17 protein-coding genes are annotated in these 23,713 nt (G+C 74.6%); 8 read left to right on the top strand and 9 right to left on the bottom strand.

Features of this window, described 5'->3' with window-relative positions:
* Positions 1–137 precede the first annotated feature (137 nt).
* The 5 genes from ACIP4X_RS31220 to ACIP4X_RS31240 all read left to right on the top strand — a co-directional run bounded on the left by ACIP4X_RS31220 (position 138) and on the right by ACIP4X_RS31240 (position 9,977).
* The gene (locus ACIP4X_RS31220) at positions 138–2,000 is read left to right on the top strand and encodes a hypothetical protein (RefSeq protein WP_401351549.1); all 1,863 of its coding nucleotides are present in this window, start codon (positions 138–140) and stop codon (positions 1,998–2,000) included.
* Positions 2,001–2,277: 277 nt separating this feature from the next.
* Positions 2,278–3,657, top strand: a complete 1,380-nt coding sequence (locus ACIP4X_RS31225) for a hypothetical protein (protein WP_401351551.1) — start codon at positions 2,278–2,280, stop codon at positions 3,655–3,657.
* 36 nt (positions 3,658–3,693) lie between these two features.
* The gene (locus ACIP4X_RS31230) at positions 3,694–6,288 is read left to right on the top strand and encodes a hypothetical protein (RefSeq protein ID WP_401351553.1); all 2,595 of its coding nucleotides are present in this window, start codon (positions 3,694–3,696) and stop codon (positions 6,286–6,288) included.
* Between the two features lie 100 nt (positions 6,289–6,388).
* Positions 6,389–7,984, top strand: a complete 1,596-nt coding sequence (locus tag ACIP4X_RS31235) for a vWA domain-containing protein (protein ID WP_401351555.1) — start codon at positions 6,389–6,391, stop codon at positions 7,982–7,984.
* 46 nt (positions 7,985–8,030) lie between these two features.
* The gene (locus ACIP4X_RS31240) at positions 8,031–9,977 is read left to right on the top strand and encodes a PQQ-binding-like beta-propeller repeat protein (protein WP_401351557.1); all 1,947 of its coding nucleotides are present in this window, start codon (positions 8,031–8,033) and stop codon (positions 9,975–9,977) included.
* Positions 9,978–10,181: 204 nt separating this feature from the next.
* On the opposite strand, the gene ACIP4X_RS31245 is transcribed toward ACIP4X_RS31240, so the two are convergent.
* Both ACIP4X_RS31245 and ACIP4X_RS31250 read right to left on the bottom strand, forming a co-directional pair.
* Positions 10,182–11,750: a phytoene desaturase family protein gene (locus ACIP4X_RS31245; RefSeq protein WP_401351558.1), complete on the bottom strand. Its 1,569-nt coding sequence runs from the start codon at positions 11,748–11,750 to the stop codon at positions 10,182–10,184.
* 61 nt (positions 11,751–11,811) lie between these two features.
* On the bottom strand, positions 11,812–14,058 hold the full coding sequence (locus ACIP4X_RS31250) for a tetratricopeptide repeat protein (protein WP_401351560.1): 2,247 nt from the start codon (positions 14,056–14,058) through the stop codon (positions 11,812–11,814).
* A 372-nt stretch (positions 14,059–14,430) separates the two neighbouring features.
* On the opposite strand from ACIP4X_RS31250, the gene ACIP4X_RS31255 reads away from it, so the two are divergent.
* Positions 14,431–14,664 (top strand): hypothetical protein, encoded by a 234-nt coding sequence (locus ACIP4X_RS31255; protein WP_100571208.1) that lies wholly within the window; start codon positions 14,431–14,433, stop codon positions 14,662–14,664.
* Between the two features lie 361 nt (positions 14,665–15,025).
* The gene (locus ACIP4X_RS31260; protein ID WP_358733743.1) at positions 15,026–15,832 is read left to right on the top strand and encodes a ribonuclease BN; all 807 of its coding nucleotides are present in this window, start codon (positions 15,026–15,028) and stop codon (positions 15,830–15,832) included.
* Between the two features lie 59 nt (positions 15,833–15,891).
* Here ACIP4X_RS31260 and ACIP4X_RS31265 read toward each other — a convergent pair whose 3' ends face one another.
* Positions 15,892–16,479 carry a rhodanese-like domain-containing protein gene (locus ACIP4X_RS31265; RefSeq protein ID WP_401351563.1) on the bottom strand — a complete coding sequence of 196 codons (588 nt, stop codon included), beginning with the start codon at positions 16,477–16,479 and terminating at the stop codon, positions 15,892–15,894.
* Positions 16,480–16,572: 93 nt separating this feature from the next.
* Here ACIP4X_RS31265 and ACIP4X_RS31270 point away from each other — a divergent pair, with 93 nt between their 5' ends.
* Positions 16,573–16,860, top strand: coding sequence for a metal-sensitive transcriptional regulator (locus ACIP4X_RS31270; protein ID WP_326801077.1), 288 nt, complete (start codon positions 16,573–16,575; stop codon positions 16,858–16,860).
* Positions 16,861–16,898: 38 nt separating this feature from the next.
* Here ACIP4X_RS31270 and ACIP4X_RS31275 read toward each other — a convergent pair whose 3' ends face one another.
* From ACIP4X_RS31275 to ACIP4X_RS31300, 6 genes are all read right to left on the bottom strand, one after another.
* Positions 16,899–17,645 carry a TSUP family transporter gene (locus ACIP4X_RS31275; protein WP_391459149.1) on the bottom strand — a complete coding sequence of 249 codons (747 nt, stop codon included), beginning with the start codon at positions 17,643–17,645 and terminating at the stop codon, positions 16,899–16,901.
* The gene (locus ACIP4X_RS31280; RefSeq protein ID WP_358733740.1) at positions 17,642–18,022 is read right to left on the bottom strand and encodes a rhodanese-like domain-containing protein; all 381 of its coding nucleotides are present in this window, start codon (positions 18,020–18,022) and stop codon (positions 17,642–17,644) included. The genes ACIP4X_RS31275 and ACIP4X_RS31280 overlap by 4 nt, the downstream gene beginning before the upstream one ends.
* Positions 18,019–19,404 carry a rhodanese-like domain-containing protein gene (locus ACIP4X_RS31285; RefSeq protein WP_401351565.1) on the bottom strand — a complete coding sequence of 462 codons (1,386 nt, stop codon included), beginning with the start codon at positions 19,402–19,404 and terminating at the stop codon, positions 18,019–18,021. Before ACIP4X_RS31285 ends, ACIP4X_RS31280 begins: the two co-directional genes overlap by 4 nt.
* Before the next feature lie 135 nt (positions 19,405–19,539).
* Complete coding sequence (locus ACIP4X_RS31290; protein ID WP_401351567.1) at positions 19,540–21,927, bottom strand: glycoside hydrolase family 65 protein; 2,388 nt, start codon at positions 21,925–21,927, stop codon at positions 19,540–19,542.
* 7 nt (positions 21,928–21,934) lie between these two features.
* Complete coding sequence (locus ACIP4X_RS31295) at positions 21,935–22,810, bottom strand: universal stress protein (protein WP_358733735.1); 876 nt, start codon at positions 22,808–22,810, stop codon at positions 21,935–21,937.
* Positions 22,811–22,939: 129 nt separating this feature from the next.
* A complete protein-coding gene (locus ACIP4X_RS31300) occupies positions 22,940–23,674 on the bottom strand; it encodes a CBS domain-containing protein (RefSeq protein ID WP_358733733.1) in 735 nt (244 codons plus the stop codon).
* Positions 23,675–23,713 lie beyond the last annotated feature (39 nt).

The following is a 23,713-nucleotide window of genomic DNA, read 5'->3' on the forward strand; positions in this document are numbered from 1 at the left end:
CAACCGGATGGGGGATTCCGGGTCTGCGATCAGTCATGGCTGCCTCTGTTTCAGAGCCGTTCCATGTCTGAAACATGTGCGACAACGGTCGCCGGCCGCCTCCGGGCGCCGGCGGCCGTATCGGGGGGTGAGGAACAGTGCAGTCGGACCACGCTGCGAAGACCGGGGCGGCCGACCTTCGGGCCGCGCTCCGCGTCGCGGACCTGCTGGCCGGCGGGCCCGCCGCGCGCGGCACGGAACCGGACGGCGAACGGGGCGAGCCGCCGGCGCCGCCCGAACGGCACCGGGTGGCGCGGCTGCTGTCCGCCGCGGCCCCGCCGCCCGCCCACGCCTGGCGATCCGCCTGGCAAGACGTGCTCGCCGAGGAGCGCGCCGGGCGGTCGCCGGCCGGCCTGGGCTGGGTGCTCACCCGCCTCGCTTCCAGCGCCTTCCCCGCCCTGGACGTCCTGGAGGTCGGCTGTGAGCGGCTGCGCCTGAACCGGCTGGCCTACGGCCCCGGCGCGACCGGTCCGGAGCTGATCCGGCTGGCCGAGTCGTCCTGGACCGAACTGGCCCCCGCCTCCTCGGTGCTCCCGCCGGAGCGGCCGGGCCGGCTCTTCCTGCTCGCCGGCGGGAGGCCCCGCGCCGCTGCCGGGGTCGGCGCCGCCCTGCGGACCTCTCTTGCCGCCTTCGCACGGACCGGGCACCGCGATCCGTCGGACCCGCTCGTGCTCGCCGTCAGGGCCGCCGGCTGGCGGTCGCTGGAGCGGGCGGCCGAGGCGGTGCGGGCGGAGTCGGGCGCGCTGCTGTGCCTGCGGATGCCCGCGCACTGGCCGCCGACGCCGGAGGACCTGACGGGCGAACTGCCGCTGCGCACCACGGTGTGGCTCGCCGCCGCCCACGTCGACGGCGCCTCGGGGACGGTGGGCCTGGTGCGCCGGCCGCTGTTCCCCGCGGGCAGCCGCGCGGACGGACGCACCGCCGCCGGGCCCGTCGTGCGGATCCCGGTCACCGCGCCGCCGCCCGGCGCGACCACCGGCGAGAGCGTCGCCGCCGTCGTCGCCGCCGGGCGGGACGAACCGGCGTCCCGGTGGCGCTCGCTGCGCATCGACCGGCTCGTACTGCCGCCCGGCTCCCGCACCACGCTGTCCTACGCCCTGCACGGAAGAAGCCGGGTGGAACTGCGCTACGACGGCCACCACGAACCCGAGACCTCCCCCTGGCCCGCGCTGGCCTCCGGGACGCCCCGGCAGCTCTCCCGGCCCTGCCCGGTCGACCTGATGGTCGCCGTGGAGGTCTCCGGGCCGCAGTCCGACGGGGGCACCGCGGTCGAGGAGCGCCTCCAGGAGGCCGCGGCCGTCGTCACCGCCGTGCAGGACGCCGTCGGCGGCGACGACACGCTCCGGGTGGGCCTGATCGGCTACCGCGACCACGATCCGCTCCACCGGCCGCGCGACCACGACCCCGTGGTGCACCGGGTCGGCATGTCGGCGGCACCGGACGCCGCGCGGGTGCTGGAGTCCTGGCGCCCCTGCCCCCTGCGGCACGACTTCGCCACGGGGCTGGAGCACGTGCCCGGTGAACTGCCCGGGTGGCGCCACCAGTGGCGGGCCGACAGCCACCGGGTGCTGCTCGTGGTCGGCTCCCGGCCGCCGCATCCACGGGCCCGCCCGCCCCAGGTGCTGCGGCGCGGCGCACCCGTGCGCATCTGCCCCGACCGGCTGGACTGGCAGGCCGAACTGGACGCGGCACGCCGCCACGAGGGCGTCGCCTGCGTGGCCGTCGTCGACGAACCCGCCTGGATGGACGAGCTGGTGGGCGAACCCCACCTGGCGCACTGGGCAGACCACGCCTGGGGCGCGTTCGGCACCGAGGGGCGGTTCGGCGCGGGGCACGACCCGCGGCAGATCGCCGCCGCCGTCGCGGCACCCGCGCTGTGCCTGCCGCAGGACGGCGCGCCGATCCGGCTGGTCGTCGCCGACGGCACGACCGCCGACTGGCAGCACGCCGAGGCCGGCTGACAAGGACGAGGCCGGCGAGGAACCAGGCCCACGAGGACCCGGGGGCCACGAAGGCCGCACCCGACGAAGACCCGGCCGACACCGGCCGAACCCGACGAAGGCCGACGCCTGCGAGGAATCAGGCCGACAGGACCCGAGGCCCACAAGGATCGGACCCGGCGAAGAAGGCCGAAGTCGGTGCGGGTCTCGCCCACACCGGGGCGCGCGTGTGCGCGGACCGGACCACCATCGCGCGGCGGACGACGTCCGCCGCCGCCCATCGAGCGGGAGCACATCCATGGTCGACGACGACGCGCGGTCCGAGCGCGCCAAGGACGCCGAACCGGACCGCAGGCAACAGGACCGCGAACAGGGGCCGTTGGACGTCCTGGGCAGGTCAACCCTGGTCGGGGGCCTGGCCGCCCTGCCCCCACCGCCGACCGCCCCGCCCACGTCCGCACCCCCGCGCCCCCGCCCGGGCCCCCCGGGCTCGCGGCAGGACCGGGCCCGCGCGACCGCCCCGCCCGCGCCCCGGTCCGCGCCCGAGGACGGGGCGCTGCGCAGCGTCTTCCTGGAGAAGGTGGACGAGCCGGCCGCGCCCGCACACGCCGACAAGCCCGCCAAGTCCGGCCGGAAAGGGGACGTGGAGCAGCGCGAGAAGCAGGAGGCGTCCTCTCAGGAGCCGGAGGACCGGTCCTCCTCGCCCGAGTCGACGATCACGCTCTGGGGCGGTATGCAGAGCGGCAAGTCCACGCTGTTGGCCGCCCTCTCCCGGGCCGTGCAGGACCCGCTGTACGGAAAGTGGACCATCTATCCGGACGACCACGCCTCCCAGAAGTTCCTGGGCGACCTGGCCCGCCTGCTGTACCGGGAGCGCAAGTTCCCCAACGCGACGCTGACCGAGCAGCGTCCGGTCCGCTTCACCCTGGCCGGCGACCTCACCGGTACCCGCTTCTCGCGCGCCGGACGCAGACTCTTCCGGCGCGGCGCCGAACGCGCACGCGATCTGACGGAGTTCAAGGTCACCGTGCGCGACCTGCCCGGCGAGGCGTTCGACCTGCGCTCGCAGACCGGGGCCGCCTACGGAAGCAGGCTGATCAAGGACCTCGGTGCCGCGCGATCCATGGTCTACGTGGTCGACCCCGTCCGCGAGTGGCAGGTCAACGGCGACGACGGACCGGTGACCAAGGACGCCCGGCAGAACGCGGACTTCTTCACCGAGGTCCTCGGCGGGGTGGCCACCGAGATCAACATGCGCCGTGAGCGCCAGGGCAACTTCCTGCCGCACAGCATCGCCGTGTGCCTGGCGAAGTTCGACGACGACCGGGTGTTCCGGTTCGCCTGCGAACAGGGCAACGTGCGGGTCAACCCCCGTACCGGGCAGCCCGAGGTCGTGGACGCCAAGCGGCTGTTCGACGGGCTGTGCAACGCGTTCCCGCACGGCAGCCTGCGCGAGATCCAGCAGCAGATCGAGCAGTTCTTCGCGCCGGAACGCGTCGGCTACTTCGTCTGCTCGGCCGTCGGATTCTGGGTCGACCCCGAACGGGGCTTCGACTTCGAGAACCCGTATCTGATCAACCACGTCGAGGACAGCGTGCGCTTCGTGGCGCCGCCCCGGCCGGTCAACGTCCTCGAACCGTTCCTCTTCCTGCGGGGATTCCGCCCGACGCAGTCCTGATCCGCACCCGAACACCCGCATGAGGAAGGACACGCCATGGCACCGGGGCTGATCGCCGACTGGGCCGTGTGGGGCAAGGAGCCCCACACCAGCAGCGGATACGGGGTCCTCGTCGCGCACCCGCCCGGCCGCAGCGCCGAGTTCAACGCCGCCGTCCACCAATGGTCGCCGGGTACTCCGGAGCCCGGCGACCCGTTGCCGTGGATCACCATGGGATGCGCCAGGGGCCCGGACGGAGCCCGCGCGGTCGGGGTCTTCCTGCTGGACCGCACGGACGACGTGGACGCCAGCAACCGCGCGATCTACCGCATCACCCACTTCGCCGTCCCCTACGCGGAGGTGGGCGCGGCGGGCGTGGGCTGGTGCGCGCTGGCCCGCGCCGCCCACGCCACCGCCGCGGGCCTGCCCGGCTCCGGCGCGGGACCCGCGCACCTGGCCTTCCACGAAGAGGACCTGCTGGTCTCCGACGTCGGTCACAACATCACCCCTTCGGTCTCGGAGCGCACCCGCTGGCTGGCGGCCGCGGCGGCCCATCTGCTGGACGGCCCGGTGGCGGTGACCGGCGACCGCCACCACGAGCCGTTCCAACTGCTGGGCGTCCTCGACTCCGTGGCCGCCCTGCTGCCCTTCGGCATGCGCAGCACCCTGTCCGCGGCCAGCTCGACGTCCTCCGGCTCCGAGGTGCCCATGCGCCTGTACTGGGGTGACGCCGAGGGCTCTCCCGGGGTGACCGCGCTGCCCGTGAGCGCCTCGCTGCCCGATCTCGGCGAGCTGTCCCCGCAGGCGCGCGGCTACCACGATCTGCTCCTCGACAACTGGGCCACACACGGCGGGGAGGCCGTCGTACGGCATCTCGCGAACGCCCGCGAGCCGTTGGAGATCGAGGGGCCCGACGCGCACGAGCGGGCGCTGGAGGTACTGGCGGCCCTGGACCCGTCGCTGGCGGTCGCCCAGGCCGTCACCGCGGGCCAGGAGGTGGACGCCGACCGGATCAACCAGGCCCTGCGCACGCCCGACATCAGTTCCAGAGCGCTCGCCGTCCTCGCGGAGAGGGCGCTGACCCACCCGCACACCGGAATGGAGGCCCTGGCGCCCCTGATGTCGAGCCCCGAGGTCTCCCAGGCCTACCGCGACCAGCTCTTCGCCGACCTGCTCCACGGGCGGACGGACGTGGCCCGCCGCGACTTCGAGAACATGCGCGCCGCCCTCACCTCCACCGGGCAGAGCCTGGACCCGCTGGACGAGGTCCTGGCCGGCGCTCTGGCCGAACTCCGGGCCCGCTCCCCGAAGGGCGTGCCCGACCCTGTGACCGAGGGGCTGCTGCCCGCCGTCGCCCCCTTCGGCGAGGGCACCATGCGCTTCACGCACTCCATGCTGTGCCAGGTGCCCGGCCTCGCGGGCGGCCTGGTCCGGGCCCTGTACGCGGAGGCCGACCCGGGCGCCCTCGTCCGCGCCTGGCTGCGGTGGCTGTGCGGCGAAGCCGGGCCCGAGCAGCGTACGGAGATCGCCGGAGGCCGCGAACTCCCCTTGCTGTACACCCTGTTGAGCACGGGCGCCGGCCCGGTCGAGGCCGACCGGAAATGGGCCGCGGGCCACCCGGAGGAGGCGGCGACTCTCCTGGAGGGCGCCGTCGTCTGCGGCGCCGTCGACCAGGTCCTGCTGCCCGGCTTCTTCCAAGGGCTCCTCGACCACGTGCTCCGCTCCCCCGCCGCGGCGGACGGCGCCCCGCTCCGATCACCTCTGCAGCGCACACTGAGCCGGCCGCCCGCCCGGATGCGGCCGGAGACGGCCGCCCACTGGGACGTGCTGTGCCTCCTGGCCGGTCTGCCGCCGTCGGGCTTCCTCGCCCTGGCCGCGACCGCGCCGCAGCCCGGCACCGCGGGCGTGACGGGACGGGTCGACACCTATGTCTCGACGCTGCGGGCGGCGCTCCAGACGCGCCCCGCGCAGCAGCACGCGACCGCCGTGGTCGACCTGCTGCTCGACCGGGCCCTGACGGTGAACAAGGCCACCGGTGCCGGTCCGGGGCAGGCGGGCCGCGACCTCGCCTGGCATCTGTCGCACTGGCCCGGCGCCTTCCAGCAGATCGTCCTGGACGCCGTGTACCGGCTCGCCGCCGACGAGCCCAACTGGCGCGAGACGTCCGAGGACCGACGGTGGCTCCTGCGCGTCGCGGACCGCCTGCCGTCGCTGCGGCCCCTGATCGGCCTGCGCCGGGTCCACGGCCTGGCGTCGCGGTGCTCGGGCACCCCGGAGGACTGCGAGAAGCTGGCCGTGCAGGTCTGCGGGGCACGACGGGCGGGCGCCGCGAACAACCAGCTCGCCGCCGCCCTGCGGGCCTGGGCGACCCACGGACGCGTCGGCGAACGCGTCCTCACCCTGCTCGAGGCCTACGAGCAGGTCTGGACCTCCTACGACGCGACCGGCCGTGCCGCCGAGGAGCGCGAGGACCTGGAGCTCGCCCTCATCCGGTGCAGCACCGGCCACCGGATCTGGACCCAGTACCGCGACCACGCGATCAGCCGGCAGGCACGGCTCAAAGACGACCTCGACCGGCAGAGCCGGCAGTGCGAGCGGGAGATCACCCGGCTGCGCAAGCTCGACGCCGTCGCCGCCCGCGCCCGTACCTGAACGACGCCCAGCCCCACACCTGAACGACGTACGGCCCCACGACAGACACGACAGACACCGCGCGACGCACAACCGCACGACACCAGGGGGACACCACCTCATGCCCACCACCCGGGCCACGGCCCACCGAGCCGCGCTGCTCGCCCTCGCCTTCGCGTTCCTGCTGGCCCTGTGCGGCGCGGCGCCCGCCGCGGCCGCGGACCCACCGGTGCCGCGCGACGACATCTACCGCTCGCTGAAGGTCGACGACGTCCCGGCGGCCTACGTCGTCCTCGTCGACGTCTCCAGCTCCATGCAGGACCGGGGCCCGGACGGCGTACCGCTCTACACCACGGTCAAGCGGCGCCTGGCCGACTTCCTCGGCTCGCTGACGCCCGCCGACCAGGTGGCCGTCATCACCTTCGGCCGGGCGACCGGGGTCGTCCACCCGATGTCCCCGGCGAACCGCACCGACAACCTGTTCACCAAGGAACTCCCCCAGTCCGCCAAGGAGTCGGCGAGCGACCACGGCGCCGCGCTGGACGCCGCCGCCGACCAGTTCGACCGCAGCACAGCCCCGGTCGGGGCGGTGCTGATGCTCACCGACGGCGCCGTCAACGCGCCGGGCAGCCCGTACGCCGAGCTGGGCAGCACCGCCTGGCAGCGGCTGAAGTCGCGCTACGCAGCGCTGGGCGAGGACCGCAAGATCATGGGCTACGGGCTTCCGCTCGCCGAGGGCACCGGGGTCTCCGAGGTGCTGGGCAGCGCGTTCGGCGCCCCCCGCATCCTGCCGGTCGACCCCACGGCCCTCGGCTCGCAGCTCAGCGCCGCCAAGGACCAGGTCCGTACGCAGAAGGCCGTCTCACGGCTCCGCGCCGACCAGGGCGGCACGGTCACCGTGTCGATCGCCGGAGACGGCGTGAGCGGAGCGGGCGCACATGTCGCGGTGGCCACCGGGGACCGCGCCGGCGCCCGCACCCGGACGCTGCGGGTGACGCTGCAGTCGAAGGCCACGCACGTGCCGCTGACGGTCCGCCTGACGACCGGCGGGGAGTCCGGCGGTCCGCGGCTGACCCCGGACGGACCCGCCACGCCCGTCACCCTGCGCCCGGGCGAGAAGAAGACCGTGCCGATGACACTGACCTGGCGTCAGGACGCCCGGTTCAGCCTGTTCCCCGGCTCCAGCGACTTCCGGGAGCGGGTGGACCTGCGCGCCGAGATCTCCTCGGCGTGGACGACGACGGTCCGCGGTTCCCTCGGCGAGTCGAAGTTCTCCACCGGCGAGCCGGTCGTCACCACGCTGGACCTGCGGGGCTCCGTGCCCGGCCGGCCGCCCGGCTGGCTCTACCCCCTCGTCCTGCTCGTCCTGCTGGTGGGCTCCGCCATCGTCTGGCGGGTCCACCGGCAGCGCAACCCCGAACTCGCCGGGCTGCTGGTCGTCACCGACCTGCGGACCGGTAACCGGCAGACGATCCCGCTGCGCGGCCGGGAGGTCACCGGGGAGACGGACGCCGGGCAGGTGCGGGCCCGGGTCACCGTACGCGGCCGGCAGGAGGCCGGACGCCCGGTCCTCGTCCTGCGGTGCGAACGCGACGCCCCGCGCGCGGGCGGGGATCGGCTGAGCGACACCGGCACCTGCGAGCTGGGCAAGTCCACCGTGCTGTGCGGCATCGGGTTCTCCCACGAGACGGAGAACGAGGCGGCCGTCCTTCAGTGACCCCTCCCCCGGCGGGCCGCGGAAGGCCCAGAGAAAGGACGTCGACATGGTGATGCCCCTGGACCCGGAGAGGGACCCGCCGGAGGCCGCCGGGTTCCGGCTGCTGGGCAGACTGGGCACGGGCGGGTTCGGCACGGTCTACCTCGGCCGGCGGCCCGGTGACCGGCACGGGCCGGACACGCTGGCGGCCGTGAAGCTGCTCAAGCACGAGTTCACCGAGGACGCCCAGCACATGCAGCGCTTCCACCAGGAGAGCAAGGCGCTGGAACGGTGCAGGGGCGCGCGCATCCCGGAGCTGCTCGCGCTCGACTTCGCGGCCGGCCGGCGACCCACGCTGGCCACCCGTTTCATCCCCGGTCTGTCGCTGTACCGGGTCGTGGAGGCGCACGGCGGCCCGCTGCCCCGCGACACGGTGCACACGCTCGCCGCCGAACTCCTCGACACCCTCGGCACCGCGCACCGCAAGGGGCTGCTCCACCGGGACCTGCACCCGGGGAACATCCTGCTGACCCACGACGGGCCGTGGATCATCGACTTCGGGCTCACCCGGATCCGCGGCCAGCGGGTCACGCTCACCCTCGACATGGTCATCGGCCAGCCCCACTTCTGCGCCCCCGAACAGGTGCGGGGGCTGGCCAGGACCGGGCTGGCGACCGATGTCTTCGCCTTCGCCGGCATCGTCCTGTACGCGCTCACCGGCCACCCGCCGTACACCGCCGAGGACGACGCCCGGGCCATGCTGGTGCGCCGGGTGAGCGGGGCCGCGCCCGATCTGTCCGGGCTGCCGGACGACGCCACGGGCCGGCTGATCCGTGCCTGTCTGGCCGAGGACCCGGCCGACCGGCCCCACCTGGACGAGGTCGCCGAAGGCTTCGGCCGGCCGGGGGCGCTGCGGCTGCCCGAGGAGGTGGGCCGCACCCTGACCGCGTACCGCGCCGAACTGCGGGACTTCCTGGCCGGGGTGGGCAACACCGCGGATCTGACGGTGCCGTTCCGTCCGGGGCGGCGCAGTTGGAGCGCCGGGGTCGGGGAGTGGCCGCAGTGCGTCGTGGCGACCGAGGAGGACGGGGTGGTCGTGGCCGACGGCGGGGGCGCGGTGCGCTGGCTGGACGCGGCCACGGGCGTGGAGAAGGTGCGCCGGCCGGACTTCACGGCTCCGGTGCAGCTGTGCGCGGACGGCGACGTGCTGCTGGTGTGCGACGCCGACGGGCGGCTGGAGTCCTGGGACACGCGGCAGCACCGTCTGTGGTGGTCCTCCACCGCGAGCGGACTCGCCCAGGCGCGGGTGCTGCTGCGCGGGCGGAGCGTGTTCCTAGGCGACGCGACCGGCCGGCTGCACCACTTCGACGCGGTGACCCGGCGTCTGTGGTGGGAGACCGATCCGCTCACCGACACCTCGGGCGCCCCGGCCGTCCCGGTGGTGGTCGGGGCCCGGCACGTGTACCTGTCGGCCGTGCGGGGCGCGGAGATCCTCGCCGTCGACGACGAGGACGGCGCCCTGGCCTGGAAGGCGCCCGTACGGCTGCCGGCCCCGGTCCTGGCGCCGCCGCTGCCGCTGGAGGAGCACCTGGTGGTCGCGGACGGCGAGGGCACGCTGAGGTGCCTCGCGGCAACCGACGGCTCCGCCGTGTGGGAGGTCCGGCTCGGCGCGCCGGTGGTGGCCGCGCCGGTCCGGGTGCTCGACACGGTGGTCGTCGGGGACGTCGCGGGCACGGTCCACTGCCTGGGCGCGGCGACCGGCGAGCCGGTCTGGCGCGCGCACCACGGGGAGCGCGAGGAGTTCTTCGCCCTGTGCTCCGACGGGGCCGCGGTGTACGCGGGCGGCTGGAGCGGCCGGCTCCATCTGCTGGACGCGGCGGACGGCGCGTCGCTCCAGAGCTTCGACCTGGGCGGCCAGATCCTGGCCGCCGCCTGCTCCCCCGGCGCCAACAGCGTCCACGCCGCCTCCTCGGGCGGCACCCTGCACACACTGCCGGCCGCGGCGATCCGGTAGCCGGCGGCGGTCGGTCGGGGGCGCGTCCCCTGCCTGCGGCGGCGCACACCACCGCGCTCCGAATCCGGCCGCCCGGGGCACGGCCCCGGGCACGGCGTGCAGGAAGGAGTCGACGGGCCCCCACCACCACCCGGGGCGCCGACCGCCCGCACGGCGCGCGAAACGCGGACACGGGGTCCCCATCGCCCCCGGCCGCGCGGCGCGTCAGGTGGCGTGGGCCTCGAGTAGCGCCATCGCCGCGTTGTGGCCCGGGACCCCGCTGACTCCGCCGCCGCGTACCGCGCCCGCGCCGCAGAGGAGGACGTTGGCGTGCCGGGTCTCCACGCCCCAGCGGCCCGTGCCCTCCTGGGCGTACGGCCAGCTCAGGGCGCGGTGGAAGATGTTGCCGCCGGGGAGGCGCAGGTCCCGTTCCAGGTCCAGGGGGGTCTTCGCCTCGATGCAGGGCCGGCCGTCGGCGTCGGTGGCGAGGCAGTCGGCGAGCGGTTCGGCGAGGTGGGCGTCGAGCTGCGCGAGTGTGGACTTCAGCAGTTCCTCGCGTACGGCGTCGTTGTCCCGGGCGAAGAGCCGGGCGGGGGTGTGCAGGCCGAACAGGGTGAGCGTCTGGTAGCCCTGTTCGACCAGGCCGGGGCCGAGGATGGTGGGGTCGGTCAGGGAGTGGCAGTAGATCTCGGAGGGCGGCGCGGCGGGCAGCTCGCCCGCGGCGGCCCGGGCGTGGGCGTCGGCGAGCTGCCGGTACCCCTCGGCGATGTGGAAGGTGCCGGCGAAGGCCTCGCGCGGGTCGACCGCGGTGTCCCGGAGCCTGGGCAGCCGCTTGAGCAGCATGTTCACCTTGAGCTGGGCGCCCTCGGCGGGCTCCGGCGGCTCGTCGCCGGTCAGCGCGGCCAGGGCCTGCGGGGAGGCGTTCACCAGCACGTGCCGGGCGCCGACGGTGCCCTCGCCGTCCCGGGTGCGGTACGTGACCTCCGCCGCGCGCCCGTCGCTCACCACCCGTATCGCCTCGTGGCCGGTGGCGATGACGGCTCCGGTCCGGCGGGCCGCGGCGGCGAGCGCGTCGGTCAGGGCGCCCATGCCGCCGACCGGCACGTCCCAGTCGCCGGTGCCGCCGCCGATCACGTGGTAGAGGAGGCAGCGGTTCTGCGCGAGGGACGGGTCGTGGGCGTCGGCGAAGGTGCCGATGAGGGCGTCGGTGAACACCACGCCCCGTACGAGGTCGTCGGCGAAGCGGTCCTCCACGGCGACGCCGAGCGGCTCCTCGAACAGGATCCGCCAGGCCTCCTCGTCGTCGACGCGGCGGCGCAGTTCCTCGCGGGTCGGCAGCGGCTCGGTGAGCGTGGGGAAGACCCTGCGGGCGAGGCGTCCGGTCATGCCGTAGAAGCGCTGCCAGGCCTCCCACTCGCGGTCGGAGCCGGTGAGCCGGGCGAACGCCTCGCGGGTGCGCTCCTCGCCGCCGCCCACGAGCAGTCCGGTGGGCCGTCCGCCGCGCTCGACGGGCGTGTACGAGGAGATCGTGCGGGTGCGCAGCCGGACGTCCAGGCCCAGGTCCTGGACGATCTTCCGGGGCAGCAGGCTGACCAGGTAGGAGTAGCGGGACAGCCGGGCGTCCACACCGGCGAACGGGCGGGTGGAGACGGCGGCGCCCCCGGTGTGGTCCAGCCGCTCCAGCACGAGCACCGACCGTCCGGCCCGGGCCAGGTAGGCGGCGGCGACCAGTCCGTTGTGCCCCCCGCCGACGATGACGGCGTCGTACGTACCGTGTCCCTCGTGTGCGCTCATGGTTCTTCGTAACACGCGGTGATCCACGGCGGCCAGGGTGCGGTCCGCGGCGGACCGCGGCCTACGGGCCGTCGGCCGTGCGCTGCCCGCGCAGGACGGCGACCCTGCGGTACAGCTCCGCGGCCTCCTGGCCGCGGCCCAGTTGTTCCAGGCAGTGGGCCTCGTCGGTACGGCTGACGAGGGTGTCGGGGTGGCCGGCGCCCAGGACGCGCTCGCGGGCCTCGGCCACCGCGCGGTACTCGGTGAGCGCGTCGGCCCAGCGGCCGAGCCAGCCGAGGCTCACGGCCACCTCGCGGCGGCTGACGAGGGTGTCGGGGTGGCCGGCGCCGAGCACGCGCCCACGGATCGCGCACACGTCGCGGGACTCGGCGAGTGCCTCCTCCCAGCGGCCGAGACGGCCGAGGTTGACCCCGAGACCGTGCTGGGCGCGCAGGGTCTCGGGGTGCGCGGGGCCGTGCACCCGGGTGCGGTCGTCGATCAGGGCCCGGTACAGCTCCAGCGCCTCCGCGCTGCGCCCGAGCCGGCCCAGGCAGATGCCGACCTCGTAGCGGGCGGCCAGGGTGTCGGGGTGGCCGGGGCCGAGCGCACGGGCGCGTGCCCCGGCGACCTCGTGGTAGGTGTCCAGGGCCTCGGCCCACCTGCCCAACTGACCCAGGGCGTAGGCGACTTCGAATCTGGTGACCAGGGTGTCGGGGTGCTGCGGCCCCAGCACCCGGGCGCGCGCGGCGGCGACCTGGCAGGCCATGCGGTACGAGTCGTCGAGGCGGCCGAGCCGGCTGAGACTGAAGGCGAGGTTGTGCCGGCAGCGCAGGGTGTCGGGATGGTCCGGGCCCATGGTGCGCTCGCGCGCGGTGAGCACCGCCGCGTACACCTGGTGCGCGTCGAAGTGGCGGCCCAGGCGGCCCAGTACGTACGCCATCTCCTGGCGCACGGCGAGTGTGTCCGGGTGGTCGGCGCCGAGCGCCCCGATCCGTGCCTCGGCCACCTGCTTGTACTCCCGCAGCGCCTCGGCCGGGCGACCGGTACGGCTGAGGCCGAAGGCGTATTCGTACCGGCTGGCGAGGGTGTCGGGGTGGTCGCGGCCGAGGAGACGGGCCCGCTCGTCGGCGATGCCGCGGTGTGCCTCGCCCGCCTCCTCCCAGCGGCCGAGCCGTCCGAGGCCCAGGGCCGCCTGGTGCCGGTCGGTCAGCGCCCTGACTGCCTCCGGCGGCGGGACCGGCCGCCCGCCGGGCGTCCGCCCGGTCTCCGCCGGGCCGTCCGTGGCGCCGCGCGGGGTCCACTCGCCGGTCAGGCCGCCCGCGTCGGCCGGAGGTGCGGTGCGCGGTGCCGCGCCGACCGCCTTGTGACCGGTGGTCATGCCCCTTGTCCACGACGGCAGTCGCCCGTCACGACCGGCCGGTCGTGACGGACGCGGCCGTGGGAGTGGCGTGACCACGGTGGGCGCGTACCGCGGCTCCGTCGTGCGGCCGACGACGATGCGGCGGCTCAACGCGCGGGCGTCGTGCGGCCGTTGCTCGGGCAGTTTGGCGAGCAGGTCGAGGATGACCCGCTCGAGGTACTCGGGGAGTTCGGCGCGTCGGCGGCGGGGCGGCTCGGGCGGGGTGTCGCGGTGCCCGACGAGGATCGCCCAGGCGTCGTCGAAGTCGAACGGCGGCGCCCCGGTGGCGAGTTCGTACAGCACGCAGCCCAGTGAGTACAGGTCGCTGCGCTGGTCGACCTCGGTTCCGCCGATCTGCTCGGGCGACATGTAGTGCGGGGTGCCCATGGCGACGCCGGTCCCGGTCAGCCGGGCCGTGAAGCCGATGTCGTGGCCGAGCCGGGCGATGCCGAAGTCGCAGATCTTCACCGTCCCGTCGGTCAGGCGCATGATGTTCGCCGGTTTCAGATCCCGGTGCACGATGCCCTGTTGGTGGGTGTAGGCGAGGGCCGCGGCGACCTGTTCGGCGATCTCGACGATGTCGGGCACGGCCAGCGGCCGGTGGTCGTTGTCCTCCAGCAACTGTCCGAGGTTGCGGCCGTCGAGCATCTCCATCACCAGGTAGAGCACGCCGTCTGACTCGCCGAAGTCGTGGACGACGGTCACCCCGCGGTGCTGGAGCGCGGCGGCCACCCGGGCCTCGCGCCGGAACCGCTCGCGCAGCACCCGGGTGAAGGACGGGTCGCGCTGGGGGCCGAGCGGCTTGAGGCACTTCACCGCGACATGGCGGCCCAGCGACTCGTCCCGCGCCCGCCAGACCTCGCCCATGCCGCCCCGGCCGATGGTGTCGAGCAGCCGGTAACGGCCCTGGATCAGCATGGTGTCCGACATCTCGCGCCGCCGCCCCCGTCGCCGTGTACCCCGCCTCTCCGGGGCGTACCCCGTCCGGGCCGCCCCCTGGCCCCTTCCCGGCACCGGCCTGATCCGCGGGAGGGCCCCCGTCCAGTATGGCGAGCGACCGCCCGGCTTTGTACGGTGCGGAACGGACCCGGGGGCGCGGGACTCCGGACCCGCGCGCCGCCCCAGGGGGGAGCCCGAACTGCGCATCCCACCGTGCGAAATGACCCCGTACGACGCTCCGGACGCCTGCGGCACCCGCCCGCCGGGCCCGGTCCCGGCCCGCCCACCAGCGCTGATGCAAGGGCCCGAGGGAGGGACGAAAATGGGCAACGTACCTGATTCCCAAGCGAAAGGGAGCCAGTAATGCGACGTCGACTCACACGCGCACTGGCCACCGGCCTCGCTGCGGGCGTCATGGCGGGTGGCGCCGCCGTGGCCTCCGTGGGCACAGCATCGGCAGCGCCCGCCAAGAGCACCACCTCGTACGGGACAGCGCACCACAACTGTCACAAGGTCAAGGGACACTACTTCACGACCCGCCACGGCAAGAGGGTCTGGGTCTCGGAGCACATGGTCTGTACCACCAGGATGCGCTGAGGCCCGGCCTCGCCATCAGTGAAGGAGGGCCCTTCTCGTCCACGGGCGGGAGGGGCCTGGGCACGCGGACGACGAGGCGCGAAGGGGGTGCCCGCGCTCCCGGTGTGCCCGTGCGGGACAGCGGCGCGACGATGGAAGTGCTGAGGGGCGGCGCACCGCGCAGGTCCTTCCCGGAACCTGTCGGACCCACGCCTGCCTGTGGTGCGGCCGGGCGGACGGGTCGCGATGTTGGGTTTGCGCGGGCCGGGCGCCGGTCACCCGTGCCCCGGAGAGGAGGCGCCGTCGCCATGTCATGTCCCACCCCGTCCCCTCCGGCGTCGAGCGGCACCGGCCTCCGTGACGGGCGTTCGCGGCGGCCGAGTTGAGCAAGCGGAAGTCCTCCGACCGCCCGACGACTCACCTGGGGTGGGCCGCTGAGCTCTACCGGCGCGGCAAGCGGCTGGAGCTCATGCACCGGGCGATGGGGTTCGCCACGCTCTCCCTGGTCACCCTGGCCCCGCTGCTGATCGTGGTGGCCGCGCTCGATCCGCTGCACCACGGCGGGTTCGCGTTGTGGCTGGTGGACGGCATGGACCTGTCCGGCCGGTCCGCCGACGTGCTCTCGGAGGTCTTCAGCCCGGCCCGCAAGGTGGCCGGCAGCACCAGCGCGTGGGGCCTGGTGCTGCTCGCGGTGTTCGGCGTGTCCTTCGCGTCGAGCGTGCAGAACGCCTATGAGCGGGTGTGGCGGCTGCCCGCCGGGCCCTGGCACCGGATCTGGCGGCAGGCCGTCTGGCTGGTCGCGCTCATGGTGTACCTGTACATGCAGGTGCTCACCCGGACGGTGTTCGACGGGACCTACCGCATGCTGCTGAGCGTGGGCGTCGGCGTGCTGTTCTTCTGGTGGGGCCCGCACTTCCTGCTCGGCCGCCAGGTGCGCTGGCGGCTCCTCTTCCCCGGCGCCCTCGCCACCATGGTCGGCCTGGTCGGCCTGCGCGCCTTCTCGTTCCTGGTGTTCACCCCGCTGATCGTGACCAACGCGTTCAGCTACGGCGCCATCGGCACCATCCTGGTGGTGGAGTCCTGGCTGGTCGGCGCGGGGTTCGTCGTCTACGGCGGCGCCCTGTTCGGCCATCTGTTCTGCGACCGCATGGGGCATCTGCTGGAACACGAGGAGGGCCCCGTCGAGTGAGTCCGGGCCACCGGGGGCGGCCGGTCGGGGCGGGGCGGCCGGTCGGTCGCCCCGCGGTCTCACCTGCTCCGCAGCGTCTCGAGCGTCGCGTCGAGCCGGGCCGCACGCGGCCGGTTGTGGGGGAGTTTCGCGAGCAGGACGGCCATGCCGCAGGTGTCGGTGAGGGCGGAGAAGACCAGTCCGCCCGCCACGCCCGCCGGAAGGATCAGCAGGGCCGGGTGGACAAGCAGTCCGAGTGCGAGCCCGAGCAGCACCAACGTTCCGGCCGTGAAACGCACTTGGCGTTCCATGCTCCAGCCGGCCGGGGTCTCGCAGGCCGTCGGCCGGTGCAGCTCGTGACCCGCCGCCCCCCAGGCGCCCGTACCGCCGGTGAGGGTGGCGGTGGCGACGCCCTGCCGTGCCAGGTAGACGCAGGCCTTGGCCGAGCGGGCGCCCGAGGCGCAGACGACGAGGATCTCGCGGCGCTCCGCCGCGTGCCGTATCTCGGGCAGCGCCTGCCCTACGCGGTCCAGTGGGACGTTGAGCGCGCCGGGGAGGTGTCCGGAGGCATACTCGCCGGGCGTGCGCACGTCGATGACGGTCAGCTCGTCGAGCCGTGAGCGCGCCTGCTCGACGGCCAGGGAGACGGGGGTGGAGGGAACGGTCACGGCGGAACGGGTCCTTTCCGGTCGGTGGGGTGGTCGACGTCGTCCCGAGGACGGACGTACAGTACCCCCAGGGGTATTTTGCGAGGAGTGATCGTGGAACTGGAGCTCGAGGGCACGGACCTCAAGGCCGTGCTGAACCGGTTGCGCCGGGCGCAGGGCCAGATCTCCGGGGTGATCCGGATGATCGAGGAGGGCCGGGACTGCGAGGAGGTCGTGACACAGCTCGCCGCCGCCTCCCGCGCCCTGGACCGCGCAGGTTTCGCCATCATCGCCACCGGCCTGCAGAAGTGCGTGGCCGACATCGAGGCGGGGCGGACGAACGGCCAGGACCCCGCGCAGATGCGGGCCCGTATGGAGAAGCTGTTCCTGTCGCTGGCGTGAGAGCGGGCCCCTCAAGTGGCCCGGCCGGGCGGCGCTCATCAGGCCACCGCGTCGACGAGCATGAAGGCCCCCACCGCAAGAAGCGCCACGGCGAAGATCCGCTGCAGCACCGGCCCGGACACCTTGGCGGCCAGCCGCCTGCCGTCCCAGGCGGCGAGGACCGCCGCACCGGCGAACGGCGCGATCACCGCCCAGTCCAGCCCGTCGACCGTTCCGGCCCGCAGCGCCAGCGCGGCCAGTGAGTTGACGGTGATGACCAGCAGGCTGGTGCCCACGGCCTCGCGCATGCGCAGGGAGACCACGCCCACCAGGACGGGGACGGCGAGGAAGCCGCCGCCGACGCCGAGCACTCCGGTGACCGCGCCGAGTCCGGCGCCGGCGGCCGCCGCCCGCCCGTGCCGTACCGGACGATCTTCCTCCCGCGCCGGGCGCGGGCGCAGCATCCGGGCCGCGGCGACCGCCGCGACCAGCGCGAAGGCGGCGGTCAGCACGGCGTCCGGCAGCCGTCCGGCGACCGCGCCGCCCAGCATCGCCGGGCCGATGCCCGCGGCGGCGAACGCCAGTCCGGTGCGCCATCGCACATGGCCGTCGCGGGCGTGTGCGACGAGCGCGGTGGCGGAGGTGACGGTGACGACGACCAGGCTCGCGGTGGTGGCCGCGGCCGGGGTGAAGCCGAGCAGGTAGATCAGCGCGGGGACGGCCAGGACGCTGCCGCCGCCTCCGAGCGCGCCCAGCGCCAGGCCGGTGACGGCCCCGGCGGCCAGGGCGAGAAGCAGAGCACTCACGCGATCGTGCCGTCCTCGCCCCGCTGGTCCACCACGGGCAGTCCGGCCCGTACCCGGTCGCGCATCCCGCCGATCACGTCGACGGCCTCGGCGCCTCGGGCGGTCAGCAGTTCGACGGCCTGCCGGGAGCGGTTGCCGGAGCGGCAGACGACGACCAGGAGCCGCCCGCGCGCCTCGGGTGGCACGCCGGCGCCCGAGGCGAGCGCGCTCAGGGAGAGGTGCAGCGCGCCGGGAGCGTGTCCCGCGCGCCATTCCCGCGCTTCCCGCACGTCCACGAGCACGGCGCCGCCGGGCGCGCCGCCCGTCGGAGCGTGGTCCGTGCGTGCGGCGGCCTCCGGGGCGGTGATACGGGAGGGACCGCGGCGGACCTGGCTCATCGGCACTGTCCCTCCGGTGCGGTCCGTACGGTGAGTCCGGCCTTCTCCGCGGACTCGAACCCGTCGTCCACGGCGACCACGTCACGGCCCGCCGCGTCGAGCAGGGAGGCGGCCACGGCGGCGCGCATGCCGCCCGCGCAGTGCACCCACACCTGGCCGTCGGGCACCTCGCCGGTCCGCCGGTGCAGCTGGTGGACGGGGATGTGCACCGAGCCCTCGACGAAGCCGTCGGCCCGTTCGGAGTCGCGCCGCACGTCCAGTACGACGACGCCCTTCGCCGAGTGCCGCTCGGCGAGGTCCGCGAAGGTGGCCCGCGGGAAGGAGGCGGGCTCCTCGCCCGGGCGGAGCCAGTCGGACGGCCCGCCGGTGGCCGCGGCGGCCGGGCGGTCGATGCCGACCCGGGCCAGCTCGCGCTGCGCGTCGGCCAGTTGCGCGGCCGTCGCGGCGAGCAGCGTCACCGGCTTGCCCCAGGGCACCAGCCAGGCCAGGTAGGTGGCGAGCTTGCCCTCGGCCTCGAAGTTGAACGACCCCGCTACGTGCCCTTCGGCGAAGGCGACCCGGTTGCGCAGATCGACGACCCACTCCCCCGCGGCCAGCCGGCCGCCTATCTCCTCGGGGTCGGCGACGGCGGGCGGGGTGAGGTCGACCGGCTCGGGTCCGGCGGCGTTGGCCGGGCCCATGTGCGTGTAGTACGCGGGGATGTCGTCCAGGCCCGCGAGCAGGTCCGCCACAAAGGCGTCGACGTCGCGGGTGAACGCGTCGTTGACCACCCGCTCCCGGCCGATGGTCGTGCTGTCGCCCTCCGCCTGCCCGGAGGAGCAGAAGCTGCCGAAGCCGTGGGTGGGCAGCACCTCGGTGGCGTCGGGCAGCGCGTCGGCGAGCCGGTGGGCGGAGGCGTGCTGGGCACGGGCCAGGTCCTCGGTCAGCCGCGGTTCGACCAGGTCGGGGCGGCCGACGGTGCCGATCAGCAGCGAGCCGCCGGTGAACACGGCGAGGGCGGTGCCGGCCTCGCGCAGGACGTACGAGGTGTGATGCGGGGTGTGTCCCGGGGTGGCCAGGGCGTGCAGGGTCAGCCGGGCGTCGTCGTCGACGATCACCGTGTCGCCGTCGCGGACGGGGGTGCGCGCGAAGCTGACGCGGGCGCCCTCCGGGACGAGGTAGTCGGCTCCGGTCAGCCGGGCGAGTTCCAGGCCGCCGGAGACGTAGTCGTTGTGGACGTGGGTCTCGACGACGCAGGCGATGCGCACTCCGCGCCGGGCCGCCGCCGCGAGCACCCGGTCGACGTCCCTGGGCGGGTCGACCGCCACCGCCGCGCGCTCGCCTCCGGCCAGGTAGCTGCGGTTGCCGAGTCCTGCCAGCTCGATGGTCTCGACGAAGAACACAGGACGCTCCCTTCCTAGCGAAGAATTACCCCCGGGGGTATCTCGTGCCGACAGTAGCACGAGTACCCCCGGGGGTATTTCCGCGCCCCTTCGGGGCGGTGGCGAGGAGAGTCCGGGAGGGTCCGGGAAGGGGGTTCAGTCGGGCAGCACCAGGACGCACGTCTCGCCCGGCTGGACACTGACGGCGCGGTCGGCCAGACGTACGTCGATCGGGGAGCCGTTGGACTCGGGCACGGCGATCCGGATCCGGCCGTGCTCAAGACGCAGCCCCACGCCCCAGTGCTCCCGGTAGCGGATCGAGACGCCGTAGGAGGACAGTTCCGGCAGCGGGGCGGGGTCGAGCCACAGCGCGCCCTCACGGGTCTCCAGACCGGTGAGGCCGCGCTGCACGAGGTCGAGGGTGCCGCCCATGGCGCCGAGGTGGATGCCCTCGCCGGTGGTGCCGCCCTGGAGGTCGGCGATGTCGCCGCGCAGGGCCTCCTGGACGAAGGTCCAGGCCTCCGCCCGGCGGGCGCGGGCCAGGACCCAGCCGTGCACCAGGCCGCTGAGGGTGGAGCCGTGGCAGGTGCGGTCCAGGTAGTAGTCGACGGTGCGCCGCCACAGGTCGTCGTCGAGGCGGTGGCCCAGGCGGCCGAGGAGCGCGCACAGCTCGGCCGGGGAGAACAGGTAGCCGAGCATGAGCACGTCGGCCTGCTTGGACGCCTTGTAGCGGTTGACGCTGTCGCCCTCGGCCTCCAGGATCCGGTCCAGACGGCGGATGTCCCCGTAGCGTTCGCGGTAGCCGGCCCAGTCGAACTCGGCCAGTCCGCCGTACCCCTCGAACTGACTGACGACACCGTCGTGGAAGGGCACGTGCAGCGTGCGGGAGACGTGCTCCCAATGATCGAGTTCGGCGTCGTCCACGCCCGTGCGCTCGACGAGTTCACGGCGGCGCGGCTCGGGCAGGACACGCAGCACTTCGAGCGCGCGGTCGAGCACCCAGGCCGCCGTGACGTTGGTGTAGGCGTTGTCGTCGAGGCCGGGCCGCTCTGCGTCCGGGTAGGCGTCGTGGTACTCGTCGGGGCCCATCACGCCGAGGATGCGATGGCGTCCCAGATGTTCGTCCCAGGTTGCCGAGTCGGCCCAGAAGCGGGCGATCCGGAACAGCGTCTCGGCGCCCTTGGTGTGCAGGAACTCCGCGTCGCCGCTCGCCTCGCAGTACCGCCACACGTTGTAGGCGACCGCCGAGCCGACATGGCGCTGGAGGTGCGAGTGGTCCGGCAGCCAGCGGCCCGAGCGGGGGTTCAGGTGCAGTCGCTGGGTCTCCTCCCGGCCGTCGCTGCCGCTCTGCCACGGGAACATCGCGCCGCGCCGGCCGATCGCGCGCGCCGCCGAGCAGGCCCGCTCCAGGCGACGGTGCCGGTAGTGCAGCAGGGCGCGGGAGACCTCGGGGAAGTGCAGGTTCAGATACGGCAGGACGAACAGCTCGTCCCAGAAGACATGGCCGCGGTAGGCCTCGCCGTGCAGACCGCGGGCGGGTACGCCGACGTCGAGGTCGGCGGTGTTCGGGGACAGGGTCTGGAGCACGTGGAAGAGGTGCAGACGCAGGATGCGCCCCGGCTCCCCGGGGACGTCGATGGCGGCCCGGCGCCACATGCGCCCCCACGCCGTCCGGTGGCTCTCCAGCAGCTCGGCGAAACCGGGCGCCGCGGCCACCCGGTCGATCGCCGCGTCCAGCGGATCGCTGATCGCCGGGTCGCGGGAGGTGTGCAGGGCGACGGTCTTGTCCAGGGTGGCGGTCCGGCCGGGTGCCAGGTCGAGGCGCGTCCGCTGGATCGCGCGCGGATGCTCGTGGCGGGTGTCGACCGGCCCGGCCGGCGGGTCGCAGGTCAGTCGGGCGGCCAGGCCGATCCGGATGTCGGAGGTACGGGTCCGGCAGCGCAGCCACACCGTGTCCGCGGCCGCGCCGCCGGTGTGCACCTGGGTGAGGTGGCGGCCGTCCAGGTCCTGGTAGCGGCGTACCCCGGCGTTCGTCACGCCGCCGTCGAGCGCCGCCTCCACCTCCAGGTCGGCCGGGCCGCCCTCGGCGGTGAACTCGGTGCTCAGGGCGGCCAGATACGGGTCGGCCATGTGCACGATCCGCTGCTGGCGCACGGTCAGCGTCCGCCCGTCGCCGAGCCCGTAGCGGGTGCGGCGTTCCAGTACGCCCGGGTCCAGGTGCAGGACCTGGTGGTGATCGAGGACTGGCGCCGTGTCCGGGGTGAGCCAGGTTCCGCCGGTGAGGCGGAAGCGCAGCGGCAGCCAGTCGGGCAGGTTGACCAGATCCTCGTTCTCGACCTGGCGGCCGGCGACGTGGGAGACGAGCCGGTTGTAGCAGCCGGCCAGATAGGTGCCCGGGTAGTGCGTCTCGTCCGCGGCGCACTCCGGCAGGGCCCCGCGGGTCGCGAAGCGGCCGTTGCCCAGGGTGCACAGGGCCTCCCTGAGCCGCTCCTTCGCGGGGTCGTAGCCGTCGTACGCCCAGGTCGGCGCCGTCCGCGCCGGCACCGCGCGGTCACACCCCCTGCGGTACGACGGCCACCGGGCAGTGCGCGTGGTGCAGGAGGGTGTGAGCCGTCCGGCCGAGCTGTAGACCGAAGTGGCCCTCCCTGCGCCGCACCCCGACGACCACCAGGTCGGCGGCGGCCGAGCGGTCCACGAGCACCCGGTGCGCCGGGCCTTCGACCGTCGCGGGGCGCACCCGTACCGTCGGGTGTTCGGTCTCCGGTTCGCGCAGCAGCTCCTCGAGGACGGCGGCGGCGTGCTCCTCGTGCCGCTGGGCCGGCTCGTCGGCGAGCTGCGGGTTGCCGACGCCCTCGTGCACGGGACGCCGCCAGGCACGTACGACGTCGAGGACGCAGCCGCGCACCTCGGCCTCCCGGAACGCGAACCGCACGGCCTCGTGCCCGGTGTCGGCGTCGCCCGCGGCGAGCAGGATCCGCTCGTGGGTACCGGCCAGGCCCGCCGGGTCGCCGCGGACCACGACCACAGGGCAGTGCGCCCGGGCCGCCACGGCAAGGCCGACCGAGCCCAGCAGCAGCCCCTTCAGCTGTCCCCGCCCGCGGGAGCCGGTGATCAGCGCGGAGGCGTTGGCGGCCTCGCCGAGCAGGGCGGTGACCGCGTCCTGCGGCAGGACCTCGGTGGACACCTTCACCTCCGGGTCGCGCCGCCGGGCGCGCTCCGCGGCGGACGCGACGACGTGATCCGCCATCACCTGCTCCGAGGAACGTTCCACGGTCCCCGACGGCATCGCGCCCTCGTACCGCTCCCACAGGGACGCGTACACCAGGCGCAGCGGCAGTCCGAACCGGGCGGCCTCACCCACCGCCCAGTCCACCGCTGTCAGGCTCGGGTCCGACCCGTCGACACCCACCACCAGGGGCAGTTCCATCGACCCCACCGCCTTCCACCGGGGCTGCCGCCCTTCTGCGGCAGCGTCCGCCACCTTCACCGTCGCATCCGGCACGGCACGGCGCGAGAGCGGTTCGGTCCTTCGAAGGGCCGTTCGGCCCCCCTGCCGTCAGGTCTCGGGTCCGGTCCCCGTCCCCGTGGCGCGGGACGACGGCTGCTCGTGCGCCAGATCGGGTTCCAGGAGGGGGCGGCGGCGTGGTCCCGTGAGGTCGTCGCACCGCACGTCCACCACTCCCCCCACGGCGCGCGCCAGACGGACGACGAGCGGGATCAGGGAGGCGTCCGGGAGCCGGCCGGTGAGGGCGACCACGCCCTCGCGCACCGCCACGCCCACCGAATCCGCCAGAAAACCGGCGGCGACTATCTGGCGGCGCACGTCCTCGGCGATGTCCTCGTCGCCGCGGAGGAACACCTTGAGCAGGTCGGAGCGGCTGACGATGCCGACGAGCACGCCGTCGTCGCCGACGACCGGGAGGCGCTTGACGCCGTGCCGGGCCATGAGGCGGGCGGCCCCGCCCAGGGTGGCGGCGGGGTGGACGGTGACGGCCGGGGTGTTCATCAGCTCCTCGGCGGTCACGGCCCGGGCCTTGGCCGAGCCCGGACCGGCCACGAGCCGCGGCGGCCCGCCGGGCAGGTCCTGCTCGTCCTCGCGCAGCTCCTCCTTGCGCAGCAGATCGGCCTCGGAGACGACGCCGAGCACCCGGCGCCGGCCGTCCAGCACGGGCATCGCGCTGACACCCCACTCCTCCATGGTCCGCACGATCTCCTTGAACATCGCTCCACCTGCCAGGGCGACGACGGTCGGGGTCATGACGTCGCCGACGGTGTACTGGGAACCCTGCATGGCGTCCTCCGGCGGGTTCGAGGAAAATTCGAGGAAAAT

The organism is Streptomyces sp. NPDC088817 (genome assembly GCF_044750345.1).
Taxonomy (GTDB): domain Bacteria; phylum Actinomycetota; class Actinomycetes; order Streptomycetales; family Streptomycetaceae; genus Streptomyces.